Source organism: Brevundimonas basaltis (assembly GCF_014202075.1).
Classification (GTDB): Bacteria; Pseudomonadota; Alphaproteobacteria; order Caulobacterales; family Caulobacteraceae; genus Brevundimonas; species Brevundimonas basaltis.
Genome location: NZ_JACHFZ010000004.1, coordinates 114,572 through 137,416, shown reverse-complemented (window position 1 = coordinate 137,416; position 22,845 = coordinate 114,572). Strand labels below are relative to the sequence as shown.

22 protein-coding genes and 1 riboswitch are annotated in these 22,845 nt (G+C 68.9%); of the genes, 9 read left to right on the top strand and 13 right to left on the bottom strand.

Going from position 1 to position 22,845, the window contains the following annotated elements:
- Nucleotides 1-46: 46 nt before the first annotated feature.
- The 6 genes from HNQ67_RS10340 to HNQ67_RS10315 all read right to left on the bottom strand — a co-directional run bounded on the left by HNQ67_RS10340 (nt 47) and on the right by HNQ67_RS10315 (nt 6,161).
- On the bottom strand, nt 47-553 hold the full coding sequence (locus HNQ67_RS10340; RefSeq protein WP_183255082.1) for a DUF6789 family protein: 507 nt from the start codon (nt 551-553) through the stop codon (nt 47-49).
- A gap of 96 nt (nt 554-649) precedes the next feature.
- Nucleotides 650-2,233, bottom strand: coding sequence for an aminomethyl-transferring glycine dehydrogenase subunit GcvPB (gcvPB, locus tag HNQ67_RS10335; protein WP_183255080.1), 1,584 nt, complete (start codon nt 2,231-2,233; stop codon nt 650-652).
- The gene (gene gcvPA, locus HNQ67_RS10330) at nt 2,233-3,573 is read right to left on the bottom strand and encodes an aminomethyl-transferring glycine dehydrogenase subunit GcvPA (RefSeq protein WP_183255079.1); all 1,341 of its coding nucleotides are present in this window, start codon (nt 3,571-3,573) and stop codon (nt 2,233-2,235) included. Before gcvPA ends, gcvPB begins: the two co-directional genes overlap by 1 nt.
- A 117-nt stretch (nt 3,574-3,690) precedes the next feature.
- Nucleotides 3,691-4,056: a glycine cleavage system protein GcvH gene (gcvH, locus tag HNQ67_RS10325; protein ID WP_183255077.1), complete on the bottom strand. Its 366-nt coding sequence runs from the start codon at nt 4,054-4,056 to the stop codon at nt 3,691-3,693.
- A gap of 20 nt (nt 4,057-4,076) precedes the next feature.
- Entirely contained in the window at nt 4,077-5,195 is a 1,119-nt protein-coding gene (gene gcvT / locus HNQ67_RS10320; RefSeq protein WP_183255075.1) for a glycine cleavage system aminomethyltransferase GcvT, read from the bottom strand.
- Nucleotides 5,196-5,337: 142 nt separating this feature from the next.
- A riboswitch (glycine riboswitch) is annotated at nt 5,338-5,433 on the bottom strand.
- A gap of 83 nt (nt 5,434-5,516) precedes the next feature.
- Nucleotides 5,517-6,161: a hypothetical protein gene (locus HNQ67_RS10315; protein WP_183255073.1), complete on the bottom strand. Its 645-nt coding sequence runs from the start codon at nt 6,159-6,161 to the stop codon at nt 5,517-5,519.
- Between the two features lie 184 nt (nt 6,162-6,345).
- Between HNQ67_RS10315 and HNQ67_RS10310 the strand changes: the two genes are divergently transcribed.
- A complete protein-coding gene (locus tag HNQ67_RS10310; protein WP_183255072.1) occupies nt 6,346-6,816 on the top strand; it encodes a protease inhibitor I42 family protein in 471 nt (156 codons plus the stop codon).
- Here the strand turns inward: HNQ67_RS10310 and HNQ67_RS10305 are convergent.
- From HNQ67_RS10305 to HNQ67_RS10295, 3 genes are read right to left on the bottom strand one after another with little or no spacing between them, the layout of a single operon-like run.
- On the bottom strand, nt 6,798-7,808 hold the full coding sequence (locus HNQ67_RS10305) for an adenosine deaminase (RefSeq protein WP_183255070.1): 1,011 nt from the start codon (nt 7,806-7,808) through the stop codon (nt 6,798-6,800). The genes HNQ67_RS10310 and HNQ67_RS10305 overlap by 19 nt on opposite strands.
- 32 nt (nt 7,809-7,840) lie before the next feature.
- Entirely contained in the window at nt 7,841-9,643 is a 1,803-nt protein-coding gene (gene argS / locus HNQ67_RS10300) for an arginine--tRNA ligase (protein WP_183255068.1), read from the bottom strand.
- Entirely contained in the window at nt 9,643-10,335 is a 693-nt protein-coding gene (locus tag HNQ67_RS10295) for a Tat pathway signal sequence domain protein (RefSeq protein WP_183255067.1), read from the bottom strand. The genes argS and HNQ67_RS10295 overlap by 1 nt, the downstream gene beginning before the upstream one ends.
- Before the next feature lie 149 nt (nt 10,336-10,484).
- On the opposite strand from HNQ67_RS10295, the gene ispH reads away from it, so the two are divergent.
- From ispH to HNQ67_RS10270, 5 genes are all read left to right on the top strand, one after another.
- The gene (gene ispH / locus HNQ67_RS10290) at nt 10,485-11,456 is read left to right on the top strand and encodes a 4-hydroxy-3-methylbut-2-enyl diphosphate reductase (protein WP_183255065.1); all 972 of its coding nucleotides are present in this window, start codon (nt 10,485-10,487) and stop codon (nt 11,454-11,456) included.
- 80 nt (nt 11,457-11,536) lie between these two features.
- Nucleotides 11,537-12,442 (top strand): DUF4232 domain-containing protein, encoded by a 906-nt coding sequence (locus tag HNQ67_RS10285; protein WP_183255064.1) that lies wholly within the window; start codon nt 11,537-11,539, stop codon nt 12,440-12,442.
- A 47-nt stretch (nt 12,443-12,489) separates the two neighbouring features.
- Nucleotides 12,490-13,680: a glycine C-acetyltransferase gene (locus tag HNQ67_RS10280; RefSeq protein WP_183255063.1), complete on the top strand. Its 1,191-nt coding sequence runs from the start codon at nt 12,490-12,492 to the stop codon at nt 13,678-13,680.
- Nucleotides 13,680-14,732 carry an L-threonine 3-dehydrogenase gene (gene tdh, locus HNQ67_RS10275; protein ID WP_183255062.1) on the top strand — a complete coding sequence of 351 codons (1,053 nt, stop codon included), beginning with the start codon at nt 13,680-13,682 and terminating at the stop codon, nt 14,730-14,732. Before HNQ67_RS10280 ends, tdh begins: the two co-directional genes overlap by 1 nt.
- A gap of 13 nt (nt 14,733-14,745) precedes the next feature.
- Complete coding sequence (locus tag HNQ67_RS10270; RefSeq protein WP_183255061.1) at nt 14,746-15,198, top strand: opioid growth factor receptor-related protein; 453 nt, start codon at nt 14,746-14,748, stop codon at nt 15,196-15,198.
- Between the two features lie 2 nt (nt 15,199-15,200).
- Here the strand turns inward: HNQ67_RS10270 and HNQ67_RS10265 are convergent, their stop codons facing one another.
- From HNQ67_RS10265 to HNQ67_RS10255, 3 genes are all read right to left on the bottom strand, one after another.
- On the bottom strand, nt 15,201-15,593 hold the full coding sequence (locus tag HNQ67_RS10265; protein WP_183255060.1) for a hypothetical protein: 393 nt from the start codon (nt 15,591-15,593) through the stop codon (nt 15,201-15,203).
- Between the two features lie 102 nt (nt 15,594-15,695).
- Entirely contained in the window at nt 15,696-16,223 is a 528-nt protein-coding gene (locus HNQ67_RS10260; RefSeq protein WP_221247845.1) for a thermonuclease family protein, read from the bottom strand.
- A gap of 109 nt (nt 16,224-16,332) precedes the next feature.
- Nucleotides 16,333-17,337, bottom strand: coding sequence for a DNA topoisomerase IB (locus tag HNQ67_RS10255; RefSeq protein WP_343054890.1), 1,005 nt, complete (start codon nt 17,335-17,337; stop codon nt 16,333-16,335).
- 147 nt (nt 17,338-17,484) lie between these two features.
- Between HNQ67_RS10255 and rlmJ the strand changes: the two genes are divergently transcribed.
- The 3 genes from rlmJ to HNQ67_RS10240 all read left to right on the top strand — a co-directional run bounded on the left by rlmJ (nt 17,485) and on the right by HNQ67_RS10240 (nt 21,607).
- Nucleotides 17,485-18,321 carry a 23S rRNA (adenine(2030)-N(6))-methyltransferase RlmJ gene (rlmJ, locus tag HNQ67_RS10250; RefSeq protein ID WP_343054889.1) on the top strand — a complete coding sequence of 279 codons (837 nt, stop codon included), beginning with the start codon at nt 17,485-17,487 and terminating at the stop codon, nt 18,319-18,321.
- Entirely contained in the window at nt 18,318-19,043 is a 726-nt protein-coding gene (locus HNQ67_RS10245) for a glutamine amidotransferase-related protein (RefSeq protein WP_183255057.1), read from the top strand. Before rlmJ ends, HNQ67_RS10245 begins: the two co-directional genes overlap by 4 nt.
- A gap of 119 nt (nt 19,044-19,162) precedes the next feature.
- A complete protein-coding gene (locus HNQ67_RS10240; RefSeq protein WP_343054888.1) occupies nt 19,163-21,607 on the top strand; it encodes an ATP-binding protein in 2,445 nt (814 codons plus the stop codon).
- 10 nt (nt 21,608-21,617) lie between these two features.
- Here HNQ67_RS10240 and hemF read toward each other — a convergent pair whose 3' ends face one another.
- Nucleotides 21,618-22,493, bottom strand: a complete 876-nt coding sequence (hemF, locus tag HNQ67_RS10235) for an oxygen-dependent coproporphyrinogen oxidase (RefSeq protein WP_183255055.1) — start codon at nt 22,491-22,493, stop codon at nt 21,618-21,620.
- Between the last annotated feature and the right edge of the window lie 352 nt (nt 22,494-22,845).

Sequence of the window (22,845 nt, the reverse complement as noted above, 5' to 3'; positions counted from 1 at the left end):
GCCGGCGTACCGGCGGGGCCTTTCGCTTTCGGGCGATGCGCGCCCGTCAGTGCGCGGTGGCGCCGTTGGTCACATGGTGGGCGTGCCGGTCCCGGGCGACGAGGCGCCCGTACACATTACCCAGCACGATGCCGTAGACCGCGTGTGTCGCGATCATCCAGACCAGGGTGCCGAACCCGGCCTGCATGAAGAACAGCCCCACGGGCCGTCCGCCCAGGGCGCCGACGGCCGGCGCGATGGTCAGGCCCATGACGATAAAGGCCCCGACCGCGAAGAGGATGCCCTTCGATTCCGGCGTCTCCGTCGGCAGCTTCGGACACAGGACGCCGAAGGCGGCGCCCAGCACGACCGTGCCGACGAGGAAGTGGGCGATCCAGCCGACGACGATCAGATCGGGCACCTGCAGCATGACCGACAACAGCCGGGGGAAACTCGCCGCCCAGGGCTCGATGCCCAACATGGGCGCCCCGTAGATGTTGGCCAGTTCCAGCGCCGACACCGCGACGGTGGCCGCGAAACCCGAGACCAAACCCTTTTGTACGCGTGACATCATGACCTGTGCGCCTCCCAACGCTCGTTCCTGGTTCTGATTACGCAGACCCAAGCATACGCCTGTCAGGGAGACCGTCGTTCACTTTACCGTGCGCACCTATTCGGCCGCGATGTTCGACCCCTCCGGCGCCGTCCAGCGCAGCACCGGCTGACGCGCGGCGCGGGTTTCGTCCAGCCGCTTCAGCGGCGCATGGAAGGGCGCCCCCTTGAAGCGGTCGACGTCCCCGGCCTTCGCCGCATTCGCCAGCGCCCGCATCGCCTCGATGAACCGGTCCAGCTCCTGCTTCGACTCCGTCTCGGTCGGTTCGATCAGCATCGCCCCGTGCACGACCAGCGGGAAATACATGGTCATCGGGTGGAAGCCCTCGTCGATCATCGCCTTGGCGAAGTCGAGCGTGGTCACGTCCGTGCCCTTCAGCCATTCGTCGTCGAACAGGGCCTCGTGCATGCACGGCCCCTCCGGGAAGGCCACGCTCATCACGTCCGACAGCCGGGCCTTGATGTAGTTGGCGTTCAGCACCGCGTCCTCGGCCACCTGCCGCAACCCGTCCGAACCGTGGCTCATCATGTAGCTGAGGGCGCGGACATACATGCCCATCTGGCCCTGGAAGGCGCACAGGCGGCCGAAGGCCTGCTCGGCCTCGTCCTCGGCGAACTCGACCAGGTTGAAGCCGTCCTCGCCCGAGACCACCCACGGCGCCGGCGCGAACGGAGCGAGGGCTTCTGACAGCACCACCGGCCCCGCGCCCGGCCCGCCGCCGCCGTGCGGCGTCGAGAAGGTCTTGTGCAGATTGATGTGCATCGCGTCCACACCCAGGTCGCCTGGCCGCACCCGCCCGACGATGGCGTTGAAATTGGCCCCGTCGCAGTAGAAATAGGCTCCCGCCTCATGCGTCAGCCGGCTGATCTCGAGGATGTCGCGCTCGAACAGGCCGCAGGTGTTCGGATTGGTCACCATGATGGCGGCCACGTCCGGCCCCAGTTTCGACGCCAGATCGGCGACGTCGACGCGACCGTCCTCGGTCTGGGCCACTTCCACCACGGTATAGCCGACGAAGGCGGCGGTGGCCGGGTTGGTGCCGTGGGCCGAGGTCGGCACAAGCACCTTGTTGCGCGGCGTGTCCGACCGCAGCCCGTTGCCCGCGGCCCGGTGGGCGGCGCGAATGGCCATCAGGCCGCACAGCTCGCCATGGGCGCCCGCCTTGGGCGACAGGGCCACCGCCGGCATGCCGGTCAGGGTCTTCAGCCAGTGGGCCAGCTGGTCCATCAGCTCCAGCGCCCCCTGGACCGTCGATTGCGGCTGCAGCGGGTGGATGTCCGAGAAGCCGGGCAGACGCGCCATCTTCTCGTTGAGGCGCGGATTGTGCTTCATCGTGCACGAGCCCAGCGGATAGATGGCCAGGTCGATGGCGTGGTTCTTCTGGCTCAGCCGCACATAGTGGCGCATCGCCTCGGGCTCCGAGAGGCCCGGCAGGCCGATCGGGTCCTTGCGCACCAGATCGCCCAGATCGGAACCGCTGGTCTTCGGTTCCGGCAGATCGACGCCGGTCTTGCCCCAGCCGTCGCTCTCGAAGATCAGGTGCTCGTCCTGCAGCAGGCCGCGCCCGCCGGTCAGGGTGGCGGGCTTGCTCTCGACCTTGTTCGGCGTGGTCGGACGGCCGACGGTGTTCATGGTGCTCATTACAGAACCTCCGCCAGGGCGGTCTTGAGGGCGGCGATATGGGCCTCGGTCGTGGTCTCGGTGGCGGCGACCAGCAGGACGTCGTCCATGCCGGCGGCGGGGGCGAGGCGGCCGTAGGGCACGCCGGCCAGCACGCCCTGCTTCGCCAGCGTGTCGACCACCTCGACGGCGTTCTTCGGCAGCTTCACGGCGAACTCGTTGAAGAAGCGCGGGGTCAGCACCTCGACGCCGGGAATGGCCGCCAGGGCGTCGCGCGTCGCCACCGCCGTCTCATGATTGAGCAGCGCCATCCGCCGCAGCCCCGTCTCGCCCAGCAGGCTCATGTGAATGGTGAAGGCCAGGGTACACAGGCCCGAGTTGGTGCAGATGTTCGAGGTCGCCTTGTCGCGGCGGATGTGCTGTTCGCGGGTCGACAGGGTCAGGACGAAGCCCCGCGCCCCGTCCGCGTCCACCGTCTCGCCGCACAGGCGGCCGGGCATCTGGCGGATCAGCTTTTCGCGGCAGGCGAACAGGCCGACGTAGGGCCCGCCGAAATTCAGCGCATTGCCGATCGACTGGCCCTCGGCCGCAACGATGTCGGCCCCCATCTCGCCCGGCGACTTCAGCAGGCCCATCGACACGGCCTCGGTCACCACCACGATCAGCAGGGCGCCGGCGGCGTGGGCGGCTTCGGCGATCTTCGTCACGTCGGTCGCCGTGCCGAACACGTTCGGGGTCTGGACCACGACACAGGCGGTGTCCGGCCCGATCTGGTCGATGACGGCGGCCTCGGCATCCACCGCGGCCGTCAGCACCTCGGTCTCGACGCCGACGGCGTGGACCACGGTCTCCGTCGCCGCCACATAGTGCGGATGCACCCCGCCCGAGATCACCGCCTTGTTGCGGCGGGTCACCCGGGTGGCCATCAGCACGCCCTCGGCCATGGCGGTCGACCCGTCATAGAGGCTGGCGTTGGCCACCGGCATGCCGGTCAGGTTCGCGACCTGGGTCTGGAATTCGTACAGATACTGCAGCGTGCCCTGGGCGATCTCGGGCTGGTAGGGCGTATAGCTGGTCAGGAACTCCGAGCGCTGGATCACATGATCCACCGTCGCCGGCACATGGTGGCGATAGGCTCCGGCCCCGCAGAAGAACGGAACCGACCCGGCCGCCGTGTTCCTCGCCGCCATGGCGCCCAGGGTCCGCTCGACCTCCAGCTCGCCGGCCACGCGCGGCAGGTCCACGAAGCCCTCCCGCCGCGCCGCCTGCGGCACATCCACGAACAGGTCGTCGATCGTCTTGGCCCCGATCGCCGCCAGCATGGCGGAGCGGTCGTCGGGCGTCAGGGGGAGGTAGCGCATGGTTCGTATCCAATTCCGTCATTCCGGGGCCGCGCAGCGGAGCCCGGAACCCAGGGGAGCAGCCGCCCCGGGTCCCGGATCGTCGCTACGCGTCGTCCGGGATGACGGATCAAAAAATCAGAGCGTGCTCAGGAATTGATCGTAGGCGGCGCGGTCCATCAGGGCGTCCAGCTGCGACGCGTCGGACACCTTGATCTTCGCGAACCAGCCGTCGCCTTCCGGATCGGCGTTGACCGTCTCGGGGGCCGAGGCGAGGGCGGCGTTGCCCTCGATCACCTCGCCTGAGACCGGGGCGTAGACGTCCGAGGCCGCCTTGACGCTCTCGACGACGGCGAAGCTGTCGCCCTTGGCGACCGACTTGCCGGCTTCCGGCGTCTCGACGAACACCACGTCGCCCAGGGCGTCGGCGGCGTGCTTCGAAATACCGACGGTGGCGACGTCTCCGTCGACCTTGACCCACTCGTGATCCTTGGTGAAGCGCATCTCAGTTCTCCGGGTAGCCGTCAGGCGGTCTTGGGTTTGCGGTAATAGCGTTGAGCGACGAAGGGCATGGCCACGACCTCGGCGGCGGCGGGTTTGCCGCGCACGAGAACCTTCAGCTCCGTGCCCAGCTCGGCGAACTTTGGCGGCACATAGCCCATGGCGATGTTGCAGCCCAGCGTCGGCGAGGGGCCGCCCGAGGTGACATTGCCGATGATGTTTCCGTCCATGTCGGCGATCTCGGCGCCCTCGCGGGCCGGGGCGCCTTCCTTGACGCTGAGGCCGACGCGGACCCGGGCCGGGCCTTCGGCCAATTCCTTCAGGATGCGGTCGGCTCCGTTGAAATCGGCGCGCTCCTTGCGCGACTTCGACAGGGCGAAGGTCAGGGCGCCCTCGACCGGCGATGTCGAGGCGTCGACGTCGTGGCCGTGCAGCGGCAGGCCGGCCTCGAGGCGCAGGCTGTCGCGGGCGCCGAGGCCGATCGGCTTGACCCGGGCGTCCTTCAGGATTTCGCTCCAGATGCGTTCGGCGTCGGCGGCCGGGACCGAAATCTCGTAGCCGTCCTCGCCGGTGTAACCCGAACGCGAGACGAAGCAGTCGACCCCGAACAGCACCAGCCGGGCGCAGTCCATGAAGCCGAACTCGGCCAGCACCGGCTCGTGGGCCTCCATGACCTCGGCCGCTTCCGGTCCCTGGATCGCGATCAGGGCGCGGTCGTCGAGCACGGTCAGCCTGGCGTCGCCCGACAGATTGTCGCGCAGGAAGGCGAAGTCGGCGTCCTTGTTGCCGGCGTTGACCACCACATAGAGGCCATCGTGATCGGGCTTGCCGGCCATCAGGTCGTCGAGGATGCCGCCCTCGGCGTTGAGCAGCAGGCTGTATTTCTGTCGGCCGGCCTTGAGGATCGCATAGTCGCCGGGAACGAAGCGTTCGAACTGGGCGATGGCGTCGGCGCCGGTGATCTTGCATTGGCCCATGTGCGACACGTCGAACAGGCCGGCGTGCTCGCGGGTCCAGCGGTGCTCGGCCAGCACGCCTTCGTACTGCACGGGCATGTCATAGCCGCCGAAGCCGACCATGCGGGCGCCGGCGGCGCGATGCGCGGCGTTGAGAGGGGTGGTCTTCAGCTGATCGTCGGTCATCGGAATCCTGCGGTCGCGTGTTCTGGCGGAAGCTCCGCCGGTCTCGCGCCCCCGCTGTCCTGAAGCCTGAGAGATTCCGGCGCCGGAGGAGATCCGTCGCCTTGCTCCGTCGGCGAGCCTTGCGGCTGCTTTCCAGCGTCCGTGCGCCTTCGCGGTCCTTTTGCCTGAGCGTTTCCGGGGCGGTTGCGCCTTCGGCTCCGGGTCCAGAGAGCGGCCCGGTCTCTCCCGCGAGAGCGCGCGACCTAGGCCCCGACTCCAGCCGCAAGTCAAGCGCCACGGGGTCTCACACGCGGCGAATCCGATCGCCGCCCCGCGCCGCCGTCAGCGCTCGGCCTGGCCCTGTTTCCAGACTTCCGCGTTCAGGCGCGCTCGTTCCCAGACGCCCGGCAAGGCGGCGTCCGGCACGTGGAAGGTCGCGTAGTCATAGCCTGTGCCCGAATAACGATGGACGACGAACGGCCCCTGGACGTTCAACCAGTCGCCATAGCCCCCGATCCGGTAGGGCAGGTTTTCCGGAATGTCGGTCTGCGCCGGCAGAACGATCGTGCTGGCCCGGGCCATCGGGGGCCCGCTGGCCTGCACATCCACCATGCCGTCGCGCCAGCAGTGTCGGCCCTCCTCGCCCTCGCTGATCGCAGTGCGGCAAGGGTCGATGGTGATCCGGGCGCGCCCCGGTTCTGGCCAGGGCTGGTCGGGAAACTCTGAAAGGTCGCGGCTACAGAGCCCCGCGCCTGCATCCGCCTCGATCACCGCGTCCAGGTAGACCACCTCGCCGTCATGGGCCTCCGCGAAGGCCAGAAGGTCCATGATCCCCTCGGCCTCGGCCGCCGTCGTATCGGCGCCGTTGTCGAAGCAGTGGAGCCGCAGGGTCGCGGATGGCAGGGCGGTCTGCGCCTGGGTTCCCGTTGGCGCCAACCCCCACGCCACCGCCCCGGCGACCATGCACGCCGTCCACTGATACCTCATGCCGTTCTCCTTCGAGTCCGATGGGCGGGAATCGATCGGTCAGTCCGACGAATTTCGCCTGCCGCGCCGACCGCGTCGCCGCGCAACCGGAGGCCAAGGCCGCCCGACGGTCGACATATCACTGGTGTGTGCGCAGTCTGCAACCCTGTCCAAGGCGCCCGAAACCACTCAAGGAGGGGTCAATATGGTCCGTCGTCCCGTTATTGCAGCCCTGATCGCCGCCGCCCTCACGGTCTCCGCCGCCGGATGCGAGCGGCGGGCCAACCCTGACTTCACCCCGATCGAGCCCCCTGCCGTGGGCGGTCCGGCCGTCCGTATACGTCCAGGGGGCATGACGTCGGAGGTCGACCTGGTCGTCGGTCAGACCCTGGCCGTGGAACTCGACACCCACTTCAACTGGCGGGAGGAATCCGCGCCGACCTTGCTCCGGCAGATCGACACGCTCTGGGGACCGGCCGACCGGGCGACCCGCGACGAGGGTGTAACCGGTGGTCGATACTGGACGGTCTTCGTGTACCGGGCTGAACGCGAAGGAGAGGAGACCCTGCGGCTGATCGAGGCCCGCGAATGGGAGCCCGAGACCATTACGGACCGGCACACGCTGAGCGTCCGGGTGCGAGCACGCGCCGACGAGGCTCAGCCGCCAGCGCCGTAGGCCTCGACCTCGGCGATCCGCGCGGCCCGCTCTCCCCCGCTGAGGAACGACCCCTCGAAGCTGTTCTTCGCCATGCGCGTGACCTGCTCCCGGGTCAGCCCCACGGCCTCGGCCAGACGGCGGTAGTTGTCGTTCATATAGCCGCCGAAATAGGCCGGGTCGTCGGAGTTCAGGGTCACGTGCAGCCCCCGGCGCAGCATCTCCGGCACGGGATGGTCCTTCAGGTCCTTCACGACGCAGAGCTTCAGGTTCGACAGCGGGCACACGGTCAGCGTCATCTGCGACGCCGCCAGACGCTCGATTAGCGCTTCGTCCTCCATCGACCGATTGCCGTGATCCATCCGGTCGATGTGCAGCAGGTCCAGCGCCTCGCTCACATACTCCGGCGGGCCTTCCTCACCGGCGTGGGCGACCCGCTTCAGACCCATCTGCCCGGCGCGTTCAAAGATCCGCTGGAATTTCGACGGCGGATGGCCGATCTCGGACGAGTCCAGCCCCACCCCCTCGATCCGGTCCAGCCACGGCTCCGCCTGATGCAGGGTGTCGAACGCCGCGTGCTCGTCGAGATGGCGCAGGAAACACAGGATCAGCTTCGAGGTGACGCCCAGCTCCCGTTCGGCCCGCTTCATCCCGGCAAGCAGCCCCTCGGCCACCACGCCGAACGGAACGCCCCGGTCGGTGTGGGTCTGCGGGTCGAAGAAGATTTCGGCGTGGCGCACATTGTCCGCCGCGGCGCGCCGGAAATAGGCGAGGGCCAGATCGTGGAAATCCTCTTCCGTCAGCAGGACCCTGGCCCCGGCGTAATAGATGTCGAGGAAGTCCTGCAGGTTGGAGAAGTCATAGGCCGCCCGCACCGCCTCGACGCTGTCGAACGGGATGGCGACCTTGTTGCGCCGCGCCAGCTCGAACATCAGCTCGGGCTCCAGCGACCCTTCGATGTGCAGGTGCAGCTCCGCCTTGGGCAGGCCGGCGATATAGGCGTCCAGCGACATGACGAGCTCCCCGGTGACGGAGCCAGTCTAGCCTACATCTGCTCAGGCGTGTCGATGCCAAGCAGGTCCAGCGCCCGCTCCAGCTGGTCCAGCACCGCTCTCGACAGGGTGAGGCGCGAGCTCCGTGTCGCCTCGTCCGGCGCCACGAGCACCGGGCAGGCGGCGTAGAATTTCGAGAACGACTGGGCCAGCCGGTAGGCGTGCTCCGAGATCAGGTGTGGCATTCGCTTGTCGTAGGCCTCGGCCACCGCCTGCGAGAAGGCGTCCAGGGTGAGGGCCAGATCGCGCTCGGCCGGCTCGCCGATCGCAACTGGCCCGGCCGCCACGCCTTGGTCGGCCGCCTTGCGCAGCAGGGATTTGATCCGCACCGCCTGGTACAGCAGGTACGGCCCGGTCTTGCCCTCGAAGCTCATGAAGCGGTCGAGGTCGAAGACGTAGCTGGTGGTCCGGCTGTTCGACAGGTCGGCGAACTTCAGCGCCGCCACCGCCACCTTGCGGGCGATGTCATCGAACTCCGCCTCGGGCAGGTCGGCCCCCAGCTTCGCCTCGCGCAGCCGCTCGCGGGCCTTGTCGGTGGCCATGGTGATCAGGTCGTGCAGCTTCAGCACGCCGCCCGCGCGGGTCTTGAAGGGCTTGCCGTCCGGCCCGTTCATGGTGCCGAAGCCGAGATGCTCCAGCGAGCCCTCGTCCGCATAGCCGGCCAGACAGGCCGCCCGGAACACCTGTTCGAAATGCTCGGCCTGCCGTTCGTCCACGACATAGAGGATCAGGTCCGGGTCGATCGCCTTCCGACGATCGAGAATGGTCGCCAGATCGGTCGTGCCGTACATGGCCGAGCCTTCCGACGAGATGACCAGCAAGGGCGGCGGGCTTGGCGCTTCGACGACGCTGCCGTCGGCCAGCTTGCGCTTGCGCGTCTCGCCGGGCCGGGCGACGTGCACGACCCGCGCGCCGTCGTCCTCGACCAGAAGTCCGGTTTCCTCGAGATGGGCGATCATCTCGGGCATCAGCGGGTCGGCGTCGCTCTCCCCGTTCCACAGGTCGAAGGTGACGCCCAGAGCCGCGAACTCACGCTGAAGGCCGCTCATCGAAACGTCGTGCATGTGGCGCCACAGGGCGCGGTAGCCGGGACGCCCAGCCTGCAGCTCCGCCGTCGCCTTGCGGGCGCGGTCGCGGAAGTCCGGGTCCTCCTTGGCACGGGCGGCGGCGGCCGGATAGAGCCGCTCCAGGTCCTCCAGCGTCACCGGGCTTTCGGTCGGGAACGGTCCGTCACCGTCTGCCAGGAAGGCGTCGGCCCCGCCCTCGTCGGCGACGGCGCCAATCAAGAGGCCCATCTGGAAGCCCCAGTCGCCGAAATGGGCGTCCCCCCAAACCGTGTCGCCGCGGAAGCGGAACAGCCGCTTCAGGCTTTCGCCGATGATGGAGCTGCGAAGGTGACCGACATGCATCGGCTTGGCCACGTTCGGCCCGGCGTAGTCGATCACCACCTTGCGCGGCGAGGCGACCAGCGAGGCGCCGGCGTGCGCGGCGTCCGCCGCCACCTCGGTCGCCCGGGCCGCCAGCGCGGCGTCGGCGACCTTCAGATTGATGAAGCCAGGTCCGGCGACCTCTACCGACGCCAGCCTCTCATCCGCCTTCAGCCGCTCGGCCACCCGGCCCGCCAACTCGCGCGGATTGGCTTTCAGGGCCTTGGCCGCCGCCAGGGCCCCGTTCGACTGGAAATCGGCCAGGTCGGGCCGGTCCGAAGCGGTCACGCGGGCGAGGGCGGGGTCCACGCCTTCGGCGGCGAAGGCGGCCCCGACCGCCTCGCCAAGAACAGTCCTGAGATCGGTCATTACTGGTCGGTCGACGGCGCCGGGACGCCCGCGTTGACGCGGAAACGGCTGCCCGTGCGGTTGAACTCGGCCATCTCGGGAGTCACGTCAAAGCCGACCAGAATCTCGAAATTGTCGCCGCTGGTGGTCGCCTCGGCGCGCGGAATGACCACGACCTGATCGTGCGTGACGGAGGCCGTCAGCTGCCCTTCGCCGAAATTGACCGGCAGATCGAAATATTCCTTGGCCAGAACGGCCTTGTTCCGCTCGGTTACCGCGATCCAGTAGCGGTAGGTGCGGCCCTGGCCCTCGGCCTGCGGCCCCCGGCCCAGGTCGAACTGGACCCGGGTGTAGACAGTGATCGGTTCATCGTTCTGATAGGCGCAGTCCGAGACCAGACCCTGGATTTCGCCCGTGTAGGCGACATTCGACGCGGCCACACGGTCGCCGGTCAATTCGACATAGCGGGCGGCGTCATAGAGGATCTTCACATAGGGGCAGGGGCCGGCAGCCGCGGTGCGGCGCAGCGGCGCGATGCGCGGCGCGCGCTGGCGCTGGTTGACCGGCGAACCGTCGGCGTTCTGGCCGCGGTCCGAGCCTCCCTGGGGTTGTCGCGGGCGCGACTGGGCATCGGCCGTCAACGGAACCAGAACAGTCGAGAGCATCGCGGCCGAGGCGACCGAAACCAGGGAAATCTTGAAGACGCGACGCATCAAAGGCTCTTCCACAAACGAGGAGGCGCGCGACAGCCCGGCGCCGGGCGTAACGCTCGTTGCTGATAGCGGCTAAAGCGAGGCGCGGCAAACCCGCGCTGGCGCAAACCGTGGTGGCGGCGCGGGGACCAAACGACTAGGTTCCGGGCATGACCCTGCACGCGCCCATCCCGGCTTCCGATAAGCGCCCGCTGACCGTCCGGCTGGCCACGCCGCGCGGCTTCTGCGCCGGCGTCGACCGGGCCATCCAGATCGTCGAGCGGGCCATCGGCAAATACGGCGCTCCGGTCTATGTGCGCCACGAGATCGTCCACAATCGCCACGTCGTCGACCGGCTCAAGGCCATGGGCGCGGTATTCGTCAAGGAGCTGGACGAGTGCCCGGATGACCGGCCGGTGGTCTTCTCCGCCCACGGGGTGCCCAAGTCGGTGCCGGAGGGCGCGCGAGCCCGCGAGCTGCTGTTCCTCGACGCCACCTGCCCGCTGGTGTCCAAGGTTCACGTCGAGGCCGAGCGCCACCACGCGGCCGGCCGCCACATCATCCTGATCGGCCACGCCGGCCACCCCGAGGTCGTCGGCACCATGGGCCAACTGCCGCCTGGGGCCATCAGCCTGGTCGAGACGGTCGAGGACGCCGAGGTCTTCCAGCGCCCCGGCGAGGCCCCCCTGGCCTACGCCACCCAGACGACCCTGTCGGTCGACGACACAAGCGAAATCCTCGCCGTGCTGAAGCGGCGGTTCCCCGAATTGCCCGACCCGCACAAGGAAGACATCTGCTACGCCACCACCAACCGGCAGGAGGCGGTCAAACGCTTGGGCGCGGGCTGCGATCTGGTTCTGGTGGTCGGCTCGAAGAACTCGTCCAACTCGGTGCGGCTGGTCGAGGTGGCGCTCCGGGCGGGCGCCCGCGACGCCCGGCTGGTCGACGACGCGACCCAGGTCGACTGGTCCTGGCTGGAGGGCGTCTCCACCCTCGGAATCACCGCCGGCGCTTCGGCCCCGGAGCCGCTGATCGAAGCCCTGGTCGAGGCCGTCCGCGTCCGTTTCGACGCCGAGGTGATCGAGGACGCGGGCGAACGCGAGACGGTGACTTTCAAGCTGCCGCGGCTGCTGACCGCCTGAGCGCGGCCCGCCGCCCTTGCGCGGCCGGAGCCTTTGCCCTTGGCTGTCGTTCAGCTACCGTTCCTTCGGGGGAAATCATCATGCGGCGGTTTCGGTTTCTCGGCATCGGCCTGTCGGCTCTGGGCGTGGCGGTTCTCGCGGGTTGCGGGCAGCCCGAAGCGCCCGTCACCCCGCCCCCCGAGCCCGCCACCCCGATTGAAGCCGCCGCGCCGGTGTCCGCGACTTTCGTCTGCGACAGCGGGCTGACGGTGGCGGTGGCCTACCCCGATCCGCAGTCGGCCCAGGTCACCTACAAGGACCGTACCTGGGTCATGCGTCTCGCCCCGGCCGCCTCGGGCGCCCGCTACATCAACGCCGAGGTGGAGTGGCGGGTTGTGACGCGGGAGGGCGAGGAAACCGCCACGCTCAGCCGTCTCGGTCCGACCGACGAGGCGGGCGTCGTCATCCTCGAGCGTTGCCGCCGCCCGGCGGTCAGCGCCCTCCCGGTCACGCCGGAGCCGGCGGTCGAGCCTACGCCGGCCGGCTCCATCCAGGTCTCCGCGCCCTGCAAGGGGCCGCAGCTCAAGCTCAGCCGCGTCGGCGGGGATGCAGGCGCGGGCAATCGCATCGCCATCCTCGGCGTTCAGAACGTCGGGGCGCGTCCCTGCAGCCTGACCGGCTATCCGTCGGTCACGCTCGAGGATCAGAAGGGCGACGCCCTCGGTTCCGTCCGCGCCGATCGGACGTTGGGGCGCTATTTCCGGCCGGGCCAGGTGCCGGGACCCGTTGAGCTCGCCCCCCAGGGACAGGGTTTCTTCGATATCGCCTGGACCGCCATCCCGAATGAGGGTGCCGGCCAAACGACCTGCCCGTCGGCCGCCCGCATTCGCATGACCGCCCCGGGCGACACCTCTCCCGTCTCCCTCGCCCAGACGCTCGATCCCTGCGGCGGCCGCATAAGGGTCAGCCCCTTCCGGACGATGGCCGAACCCGAGCCGGCGACCTGACGCGCGAGGGCTTCAAACCGGATCGAAAACGGCGTAGCGGAGCGCGCATGACAGCGACCTTCTACGACCGCGTCTCCGCGGAACTCTCCGACATCGACGCCCAGGGGCTGACCAAGCCCGAGCGGGTCATCGCCTCCCGTCAGGGACCGGTCATCAAGGTCGGCGGGCGCGACGTCCTTAATTTCTGCGCCAACAACTACCTCGGCCTCGCCGGCGACGAGCGGGTGACCCGGGCGGGAATCGAGGCCCAGGAAAAATGGGGCGCCGGCACGGCCTCGGTCCGCTTCATCTGCGGCACGCTGGAGATCCACAAGGAGCTCGAACGGGCCATCGCCGACTATCTCGGCTTTGAGGACACCATCCTGTTCGCCGCCGCCTTTGACGCCAACGGCGGCATCTTCGAACCCCTGTTCGGTGCCGACGACGCCATCGTCTCGGACAGCCTGAACCACGCCTCGATCATCGACGGCGTGCGTCTGTGCAAGGCCAAACGCTACCGCTTCGCCAACTCCGAAATGGACGATCTCGAGGCCCAGCTGAAACAGGCCCGGGCCGACGGCGCCAAGGAGATCATCATCGCCACCGACGGCGTTTTCTCGATGGACGGTTATGTCGCGAAGCTGAAGGACATCCGGGCGCTGGCCGACAAATACGACGCCCTGATCATGGTCGACGACTGCCACGCCACCGGCTTCCTCGGGCCGAAAGGGCGGGGCTCCTACGCCCACCACGGCGTCGAGGTCGACTTCGTCACCGGCACCTTCGGCAAGGCGCTGGGCGGGGCCATGGGCGGCTTCATCTGCGCGAGGGCCAAGGTCGTCGCCCTGCTCAAGCAGCGGGCCCGGCCCTATCTCTTCTCCAACGCCCTGGCCCCCGCGGTGTGCGGCTCCAGCCTGGAGGCCATCCGCATCGCCGGCGGCTCCGAGGGCGACGTCCTGCGTAAGCAGCTGTTCGCCAACGCCGCCCGCTATCGCGGCGCCATGGCCGAGGCCGGCTTCACCCTGCTGCCGGGCGAGCACCCGATCATTCCGGTGATGCTGGGCGACGCCAAACTGGCACAGGATTTTGCCGCCCGGGCGCTGGAGCTCGGCGTCTACGTCATCGGCTTCTCGTTCCCGGTGGTCCCCCGCGGCCAGGCCCGCATCCGCACCCAGATGTCGGCGGCGCACACCTTCGAACAGATTGATCAAACGGTCGCGGCGTTCACGACGGCCGGCAGGGAATTGGGAGTGATCTGATGACCGACACAATGAAGGCCCTGGCCAAGACGAAACCCGAGGTCGGCCTCGAGCTGATCGATGCCCCGATCCCCGTGGCCGGCGACGAGGACGTGCTGATCAGGGTCAAGCGCACCGCCGTCTGCGGCACCGACATCCACATCTGGAACTGGGACGAGTGGAGCCAGAAGAACGTTCCCGTCCCCATGATCACCGGCCATGAGTTCGCCGGCGAGATCGTCGCCATCGGCAAGGACGTCGACCGCCGCCTCAAGGTCGGCCAGCGCGTCTCGGCCGAGGGCCATGTCATCGACCTGAACTCCGAGGCGGCCCGCGCCGGGCATTTCCACCTCGACCCCGACACCCGCGGCATCGGCGTCAATCGTCAGGGCGCCTTCGCCGAATACGTCGTGGCCCCGGCCTTCAACGTCATCGAACTGCCCGACGACGTGCCCTATGAGATCGGCTCGATCCTCGATCCGTTCGGCAACGCCGTGCACACGGCCCAGCAGTTCGACCTGCTCGGCGAGGACGTGCTGGTCACCGGCGCGGGCCCTATCGGTATGATGGCCGCCGCGGTCGCCCGCCACGCCGGCGCGCGCACCGTTGTCCTGACCGACATCAACGATTTCCGTCTCGAGCTGGCGCAGAAGGTCGCGCCGGGCGTGCGCACCGTGAACACCACCAAGGAAGACCTGCACGACGTCATCCACGAGCTGGGCATGAAGGTCGGCTTTGACGTGGCGCTGGAAATGTCGGGCTCGCCGATCGCCTTCAAACAGTGCGTCGACACCCTGATCATGGGCGGCGGCATGGCCATGCTGGGTATCCCGTCGAAGCCGATGGAGACCGACTGGGGCGCCATCATCCTCAAGGCCCTGACCATCAAGGGCGTCTACGGCCGTGAGATGTTCACCACCTGGCGCAAGATGCTGGGTCTGCTCAAGGCCGGTCTCGATCTGACCCCGCTGATCACCCACCAGATGAGCTACGAACGGTTCGAGGAAGGCTTCGAGGCGATGCGCTCGGGCCAGTCGGGCAAGGTCGTGCTGAACTGGGACAAGGCGGCCTGAGGCTGACGGCGTCATGACCGCCGGTCCCATCCTGGCCTTTCTGGAAGGCGAGGGGCCGGACGGTCGCGGCCGGACCCTGTTCGAGGTGCTGGCGTTCAACGACGTCGCCCTCGAACAGACCCACGACTTCATCCAGTGGCTGTTCCCGCTGCCGGAGCCATCGGGCGCCATCCCTGACGCCCCGGTCCTGAGCGGGGTCGATATCCAGGCGATCCGCGACTCGACGCTGGCCCAGTGCGCGTTGGCGGCGGCGACCGACCGGATGGTGGCCTTCTACCGCGCCACCCATGACTGGTTGATGCCGAACGACCACAACCACCTGCGGATCACCCGGATCATCCGGTCGCTGCGGATGCTCGTTGGTGATGAACAGGCGGACGCGTTCAAGGCCGCCATCCTCGCCCGGGTCGAAGAGACCCGGGCGCCCGTCAGCGCCCGCAGCCGCGGCTACTGGCAGACGGCCTGAACTCAGGCCGTGGTCGCGTAGTCCTTTTTCATCGTCGCCATGAACACGATGATGACGAACAGCAGCATCGACCCGACCAGCATGATCTCCGAGGCGATCATGAGCGGCAGGACGAACGGCTTCTGCAACAGCATCAGCGCCAGAGACGGCATCAGGATCAGGAAGCCAAGCACCGACAGGATGAAGTGAGCCATCGGCAGCCAGCCCCGACCCGCCGCCGGGAAGGCGCGGTAGAACAGGCCGAACAGCATCATCGAGGCGAAGCCCAGCAGGTTGATGTGGGCGTGGACGGGACGGAGGACGAAGTCCTCGTTCGCGCCCATCCACACGCCGAGCGACATGCCGACCAGCGCCGACAGGACGCCCAGGCGAAGGAAGTTATTTGAAACGAACATCACGGTCCCTCCAATGGACGGCGGCGTAAAGCGCCGTTCTCCCAAGGGATCAAGTTACATACCGTTCAGCTTGCGGGCGCAATCGGGACCGGCTCAGGGCGGCTAGCGGCGGGACCGGCCACGCCATTGTTCTGGCCGGTCGAACGATCCGTTCCAGGCCCCTGCCGCGCTTGCCTGAGCGACCCGTTCGTCATCGACATAGTCCCGGCTGTAGCGGCGATACGCCAGAGCCAGACCCTCGACCACCAGCGCGCGGGCGACATCCACGCCGGCCTGTTCGCAGCGGCTGACCTTGCGGCCATACCGGTCGATGTCCATCACGTCGCAGACCAGTCCCCGGCCGTCGGCCCGGGCCTTCAGCGCCTGCGTCGCGGCGGCGCCGCACGCCCAGGGCCCACCCGGACCGTCGCAGGTCTGGTTGCGCTCAAAGGCGTCAATGCCATGCAGGCGGACGCGCACCCCGCCGACGTCGAGCGTATCGCCGTCGATCACTCGACCGACACCTACCACCCGGTCCCCCCGCGCCTCGACGCTTTCCGGCTCGACCTCAGCGTACGCGGCGTCCGTTCCGGGCCGCAGGCTTATCGTCACCGCCAGCACCATGACCGCCAGCAGCAGGCCGTTGGTCAAGCGGCCGACGGGCCTCCGTGCCCGAAACCAAGGGCTTTGCGCCCCGCGGGGATGCCTACGTCCAGCCATTCCGGCAGGATCGTCGATCAACCTTTCCTGATCGTTGCCCTCAGTCCGCGAGGAGCTTGGCGAGGGCGCGCTCGAACGACGCCGCCTCGGGTCCGGGCAGAGCCTCGCACAGCCGACCGTCCTGATAGAGCTCGAACACCTTCGGATGAACGTAGGACGACCGGCACACCGTCGGCGTATTGCCCAGCAGACCCGCCACCGCCTTGACGCAGACGGTGATCCGCCGTTTCGCCTCGGTCGGCGAGGCCGGCGGCTCCAGTTCGCGCAGGGCCCGGGCTGTCGACACTGTTCCGGCCCAGGTGCGGAAGTCCTTGGCGGAGAACTGCCCGCCCATCGCCTCGCGGATGTAGGCGTTCACGTCGTCGGAAGTGACGGCGCACAGGTCTCCCTCCGCGTCGCGATATTTGAACAACTGCTGGCCCGGCAGTTCGCGCAGGTTCCGCACCACGGTCGCCAGCCGGCGGTCGCGAACCCTGACCTCGTGCTCGACGCCGCTCTTGCCCTTGAAGGCGAAGGTCAGGGCCGCGCCATCGACGTCGAGGTGGCGCTTGTGCAGGGTGGTCAGACCGTAGGAACGGTTCTGCTTCGCATATTGCGCATTGCCGACCCGGATCAGGGTGATCTCCAGCAGCCGCACGGCGGTGGCCAGCACCTTCTCGCGGGACACGCCGCGGCGGTCGAGGTCCGCCTCGATCCGGCGCCGCAGTTTCGGCAGGGCGCGGGCGAACTCGGGCAGCCGATCGAATTTGGTTTCGGCGGCGTGGGCGCTCCAGTCCGGGTGGTAGCGGTACTGTTTGCGGCCCTTCACGTCGCGCCCCACCGCCTGGATGTGGCCGGAGGCGCGCGGGCAAATCCATACGTCGGTCCAGGCGGGGGGGATGGCCAGGGCGCGGATGCGGGCCAGCACCTTCTCGTCGGTGATCCGGCGTCCCTGCCGGTCATGGTAGGCGAATCCCTTGCCGGACGCCGTCCGCTTCAGCCCCGGCTGCTCGTCGCTGCACCAGGTCAGGCCGGCGGGGATGTCGGCGGGATCGGCGAACGTCACGCCCCGGCCTCGTCGCCGAACGGGGGGCGGTCGTCGGTCGGGGCGGCGGGGTCGATCATGGCGCGGCTCTCGGTGGCCTGCGCAAACGACGGGGGCGGCCCCCGGTTCCTGCGCCCTTGACCGCGCCGACGCCGCGGGGGAACAGCGATGATGAATTATCGCCACAGCTTCCATGCCGGAAACTTCGCCGACCTCGTCAAGCACGCCCTGGTGCTGTGGCTGCTGGAGCGCCGGCAAGGCTCGGGGCCGGTGACGGTGATCGACAGCCACGCCGGGGCCGGTCTCTACAACCTGACCGGCGACGCCGCCCGCTCGAGGGAGGCCGAGGCGGGGATCGCCCGGTTGATGGCCGCCGCCGACCGCCCGCCGCTGATCGAGGCTCTGGCGGCCGAGGTGGCGCGGCTCAATCCGGAGGGCGGGGCGGACCTCTATCCGGGCTCGCCGGTGCTGGTCGCCGGCCGGCTCCGCCCCACCGATCGCTATGTCGGCTTCGAACTGAATCCGCCGGTCCTGACCCTGCTGGAGCAGGCGCTGGAGCCGTTCCCCCAGGCCGTCGGCATGGGCGGTGACGGCTATGACCAGGCCATCGGCTGGGCGGCGCGGGCGCAGGGCCCCTTCGTGCTGATCGACCCGCCGTTCGAGCGCCCGGACGACTACCACCGCGCCGCCGACGCCGGGTCGGAGATCGCCCTCGCCGATCCGCGCGCTATCGTCGCCATCTGGACGCCGCTCAAGGACATGGAGACCTTCGACGGCTTCCTGCGCCGGCTGGACAAGTCGGGACTCAAGCGGGTTCTGGTGGCCGAGGCCCGGCTGCGCCCCCTGACCAATCCGATGACGATGAACGGCTGCGCGTTGGTGGTGCTGAACCCGCCGGCGGGGACCGAGGCCGCCGCGTCGCAAGTCTGCGGCTGGGTCGCCGACCGTCTGGGCGAGACCGGAGCCCGATCCGAAGTGTGGATGACCGGCGCGGGCCCGGCATGAGGCGGATCGCCATTCTCGAAACCGGAACCCCTCCGCCGGCCCTGGCCGACCGGCACGGCGACTATCCGGCCATGTTCCGCACCCTGCTGGGCGAGGGTCACGAGATCGAGGTGTTCCGGTCGCAGGCCGGCGAATGGCCGGACCCGGCCGACTTCGATGCGGCCATCATCACCGGCTCGGCGGCCGGGGTCTACGAGGATCAGCCGTGGATCGCCGATCTGCTCGACTGGGTTCGCGGCGCCAAGGGCCGGACCGGGCTGATCGGCGTCTGCTTCGGGCATCAGGCCATGGCCGAGGCGCTCGGCGGGCGGGTCGAAAAGTCGGAGCGCGGCTGGGGCGTCGGCCTGCATCGCTACGAGGTCGCCTCGACGGAGCCGTGGATGAGCCCACCCGCCGGGACCGTCGCCATCCCGGCGTCGCATCAGGACCAGGTGGTCGAGAAACCGGCGGAAGCGCGGGTCATTCTGCGCAGCGCCTTCACGCCGTTCGCGGGACTGGCCTGGGACGATGACGCCATCAGTCTGCAAGGCCATCCGGAGTTCAGCCCCGCCTACGCCGCCGATCTCACCGCCGGTCGCCGCGAGCGGATCGGTGCGGCGGTCACCGATGCGGCGCTGGACAGTCTGGCGCGGCCGGACGACCGGGCGGTCATTGGTCAATGGCTGCGCCGGTTCATCGCGTCCCGTCCCCGGCGACAGGCCGTGCAGTCCCGCGCTCGATAAAGCTTGGGCAACGAATGTGTGCGACGACGACCGGACAGGTCGGGATGTTCATGTCGCTTTTTCGTTTTCTTGCGGCGAGCGTTGTTCTGCTCGTTGTGCTTGCCGGAGCACCGCGCGGCGTGGCGCAATCCGCGGCCGCCGCGGAGGGCGCCGCCGATGCGCTGGCTCTCGCCCGCTTCGTCGAGCGGCGGGCCGCCTCCACCGATTTCGCCGCGCTCGAGCGCTTCGGCCTCGCCGCGGCCGAGCGCCGGAACCGGGAAGGCCTGAACCGGCTCTATCATGTCACCTGGACCATTCTGAACCAGGGCGAGTTCGAGCGCGCAGCGGTGTGGAACCGACGTCTGGCCGAGGCCGCGCGGCGCCAGAACGACGCGCGCTACATCGACATCGCCGCCCTGAACGATCTGACCGTCCGCTATGACCAGGGCGAGATCGGCGTAGCCGCGGAGATGGAGCGGACGGCCCGCGAGGGCCGCGACTGGTTCGTCCGGGCCCACGCCGCTCGTCTCGCCGCCCTGGCGCTGATGGACGAGGGCCACGTCGGCGCCGGACTCGAACTGCTGACCCGGGCGCAAGCGGACATTCCCGAGGACGAACCGTTCGCCGCAACGGCCCAGGCGGGGATCTGGGAAGTCGCGGGCATGGGCCTGAAGGACCTCAATGACGTGGAGGGCGCGACGGCCGCCTTCCGCAAATTCGAGATCGAATATTCCAATCCGGCCTATCCGCGGCCCGATTTCGACAGCCTCTACAATCTGACCATGATGGCGGTGAAGGTGGGCGATCAGGCCCGGGCCGCCGAATATTACGCGGCCCACCACCGGCTGGCTGCGCGTTCGGACCTGCCGACGCTGGCGATCTACGACGCCAATCTGTGCGCCACCGTGGCCGATGCACGCCGGGCCCCCCGGTCGGTGCTGGCCTGCGTCGCGCCCTATGGCGAAAGCCTCGGATCGGCCGCCTTCCTCGCCCGGGACCTGCTGCCGCTGCGGGCCATCGCGCGGGCCCAGACGGGGCAGACCGCGGCCGCGCGCCGCGACCTTGAGGCCCTGCGGCGTCTCGAGGCCGACGGGGTCGGCACGGAGGTCGATCACGTCGAGGCCGAGGTGCTGTTCGCCGAAGGCCGGACGGCGGAGGCGTTCCGGCTGCTGCGCGCGCATATGCAGGAGAGCGAGATCGCCTCGGCGCGCAGCTTCAGCGCGGGCATCCATCAGGTCACCGGCGACATGCAGCAGCAACTGGCGGAGCGCCGCAGCCAGCTGGAGACGGCGCGGGCCAACACCAATCTGCAGTGGGCCGTCATCGCCATCGGCATCATCTTCCTGCTGTGCGCCGTCGCCACCGTGGTGTGGCTGTCGCGCCAGGCCGACCAGCTGCGGGGCGCGCGTCGCCGGGCGGAGGAGGCCAACCGGACCAAGAGCGAGTTCCTGGCCAATATGAGCCACGAGATCCGCACGCCGCTGAACGGGGTGGTGTCGATGGCCGACGCGCTGACGCGCAGGCCGCTGGGCCAGCCGGAGCGGGAGATGGTCGAGCTGATCCGCTCGTCAGGCGTGACGCTGGAACGGCTGCTGTCCGACATTCTGGACAGCGCCCGGATGGAGTCCGGCCAGGTGGCGATCGAGCCCGCGCCCTTCGATCTGGAGCAGGCGGTCAGCGATATCGGCGCCCTGTGGCGGGTCAAGGCCGAGGACAAGGGCGTGGCCCTGGAGGTGGCGTTCGATCCCGACCTGACGGGCCAGTTCGAGGGCGACGCGGTGCGGCTGCGCCAGATCCTGACCAACCTCGTCAACAATGCGCTGAAATTCACCAGCCATGGCCACGTCCGCCTCAGCGTCGCGGCGGCGGGGGACGACCGGGTCGCCTTCCGGGTCAGCGACACCGGCGTGGGGTTCGACAGGGAGCAGCGCAGCCGTATCTTCCGGCGCTTCCAGCAGGCGGACGGATCGATCACGCGGCGCTACGGCGGCACCGGCCTCGGCCTCGCCATCTCGACCAGTCTGGTCGAGCTGATGGGCGGGGCGCTGGACTGCGAAAGCACGCCGGGCGAGGGGTCGACCTTCTGGTTCGAGATTCCGCTGCCGCGTGCCGAACAGCCGGCGGCGCAGACGGCCGCGGCGGCGCAACCGGCGACGCGGGATGTCGAAGGCGCCGCGCTGCGCATCCTGCTGGCCGACGACCATCCGGCCAACCGCAAGGTGGTCGAGATCATGGTGGGCGGGACCGGGATGGAGCTGGTCACGGTCGAGAACGGTCAGGAAGCGGTCGAGGCCTTCGTCGGGGGCGGCTTCGACCTGGTGCTGATGGACATGCAGATGCCGGTCATGGACGGGCTCAGCGCCACCGCCGCCATCCGGGCGCACGAAGCCGATCACGGCCTGAGGCGAACCCCGGTGCTGATGCTGACGGCCAACGCCATGTCCGAACACGTCGAGGCGGGACGCGCTGCCGGCGCGGACGGCCACCTGACCAAGCCGGTGACCATGGCCGGGCTGTTCGACGCTATCGGCACGGCGCTGGAGCCGGGTCGGGAGCCCCAGGCCGAAGCGCTCGAAACGGCCTGACCGCTGTCGGTCAGGGCCACTTCACAAGCGGAGGCATCGAGCTGAGGATCGACTCGACGTTGCCGCCGGTCTTCAGCCCGAACATGGTGCCGCGGTCGTAGAGCAGGTTGAACTCGACGTAGCGGCCGCGCCGGACCAGCTGTTCCTCGCGCTCATCAGCTGTCCAGGACTCGGCCATGCGACCCCGCACGATCTCCGGATAGACCTGGAGGAAGGCCTCGCCGACGTCGCGGGTGAAGGCGAAATCGCGGGCGCGATCGCCGCTGTCGAGATGGTCGTAGAAGATGCCGCCGGTGCCGCGCGGCTCGTTGCGGTGCGGCAGGAAGAAATATTCGTCGCACCACGCCTTGAACCGGGCATGCCATTCCGGATCGTGGGCGTCGCAGGCCGCCTTCATGGCGGCGTGGAAGGCGACGGTGGCGGGATGGTCGTCGCGCCGGTCGGCGTCGAGCACGGGCGTCAGATCGGCGCCGCCGCCGAACCAGCCCTTCGTCGTGGCGATGAAGCGGGTGTTCATGTGCACCGCCGGCACGCGCGGGCTGACCGGATGGGCGATCAGGCTGATGCCGGTGGCGAAGAAGCGCGGGTCCTCGGCCGCGCCGGGCACGCCCTTCGCATAGTCGGCGGGGAAGGTCCCGTGCACCGTCGAGACATGCACTCCGACCTTTTCGAACAGCCGGCCGTGCATCATCCCCATGACCCCGCCGCCGCCGTCCTTGCGGTCCCATGGCGTGCGGACGAAGCGGCCGGCTTCGCCGGGGAAGAGGTCGACCGGGGCCTGATCCTCCAGCGCCTCGAACGCCGAATGAATGCGGTCGCGCAGGGTCTCGAACCAGGCGCGGGCTTCGGTCTTCTGTCGGGCGAGCGGGTCAGGCGTGGCGGTCATGGGGTTGGCTTGTAGGCGGTCGGGAGGAACCGGTGAAGCGGACCGTTCCGCTTTCTTCCTCTCGTCATCCTCCGCCCGCCGGCTTCCTCCGGGCGGCTCCGCCGCCCACCTTCTACCTCGAGGAAAGAAGGGAAACCGCGATTGCTGCGCTGCAAGTTAATGTGCAATCCGCACACTTCGAACAGCCAACCAACTGATTTTCCTGCACATCACCTCTCCAGGAGCGTCCTGAACCCGCCTGAGGGCCGACCCGTGGGACAATCGGTCCGTCCCGTCGCTCGGGGAGGCGCAGAGGCCTTGCGTGTTCTGGCGGCGGGATGTGGAGAAGCGGGAGCCCGGATCCCGGTCGTCT

Bases quoted from the DNA above. Each gene is read 5' to 3' on its own strand.
- HNQ67_RS10340 (WP_183255082.1), bottom strand. From the start codon at position 553: ATGATGTCACGCGTACAAAAGGGTTTGGTCTCGGGTTTCGCGGCCACC.
- gcvPB (WP_183255080.1), bottom strand. From the start codon at position 2,233: ATGAGCACCATGAACACCGTCGGCCGTCCGACCACGCCGAACAAGGTC.
- gcvPA (WP_183255079.1), bottom strand. From the start codon at position 3,573: ATGCGCTACCTCCCCCTGACGCCCGACGACCGCTCCGCCATGCTGGCG.
- gcvH (WP_183255077.1), bottom strand. From the start codon at position 4,056: ATGCGCTTCACCAAGGATCACGAGTGGGTCAAGGTCGACGGAGACGTC.
- gcvT (WP_183255075.1), bottom strand. From the start codon at position 5,195: ATGACCGACGATCAGCTGAAGACCACCCCTCTCAACGCCGCGCATCGC.
- HNQ67_RS10315 (WP_183255073.1), bottom strand. From the start codon at position 6,161: ATGAGGTATCAGTGGACGGCGTGCATGGTCGCCGGGGCGGTGGCGTGG.
- HNQ67_RS10310 (WP_183255072.1), top strand. From the start codon at position 6,346: ATGGTCCGTCGTCCCGTTATTGCAGCCCTGATCGCCGCCGCCCTCACG.
- HNQ67_RS10305 (WP_183255070.1), bottom strand. From the start codon at position 7,808: ATGTCGCTGGACGCCTATATCGCCGGCCTGCCCAAGGCGGAGCTGCAC.
- argS (WP_183255068.1), bottom strand. From the start codon at position 9,643: ATGACCGATCTCAGGACTGTTCTTGGCGAGGCGGTCGGGGCCGCCTTC.
- HNQ67_RS10295 (WP_183255067.1), bottom strand. From the start codon at position 10,335: ATGCGTCGCGTCTTCAAGATTTCCCTGGTTTCGGTCGCCTCGGCCGCG.
- ispH (WP_183255065.1), top strand. From the start codon at position 10,485: ATGACCCTGCACGCGCCCATCCCGGCTTCCGATAAGCGCCCGCTGACC.
- HNQ67_RS10285 (WP_183255064.1), top strand. From the start codon at position 11,537: ATGCGGCGGTTTCGGTTTCTCGGCATCGGCCTGTCGGCTCTGGGCGTG.
- HNQ67_RS10280 (WP_183255063.1), top strand. From the start codon at position 12,490: ATGACAGCGACCTTCTACGACCGCGTCTCCGCGGAACTCTCCGACATC.
- tdh (WP_183255062.1), top strand. From the start codon at position 13,680: ATGACCGACACAATGAAGGCCCTGGCCAAGACGAAACCCGAGGTCGGC.
- HNQ67_RS10270 (WP_183255061.1), top strand. From the start codon at position 14,746: ATGACCGCCGGTCCCATCCTGGCCTTTCTGGAAGGCGAGGGGCCGGAC.
- HNQ67_RS10265 (WP_183255060.1), bottom strand. From the start codon at position 15,593: ATGTTCGTTTCAAATAACTTCCTTCGCCTGGGCGTCCTGTCGGCGCTG.
- rlmJ (WP_343054889.1), top strand. From the start codon at position 17,485: ATGATGAATTATCGCCACAGCTTCCATGCCGGAAACTTCGCCGACCTC.
- HNQ67_RS10245 (WP_183255057.1), top strand. From the start codon at position 18,318: ATGAGGCGGATCGCCATTCTCGAAACCGGAACCCCTCCGCCGGCCCTG.
- hemF (WP_183255055.1), bottom strand. From the start codon at position 22,493: ATGACCGCCACGCCTGACCCGCTCGCCCGACAGAAGACCGAAGCCCGC.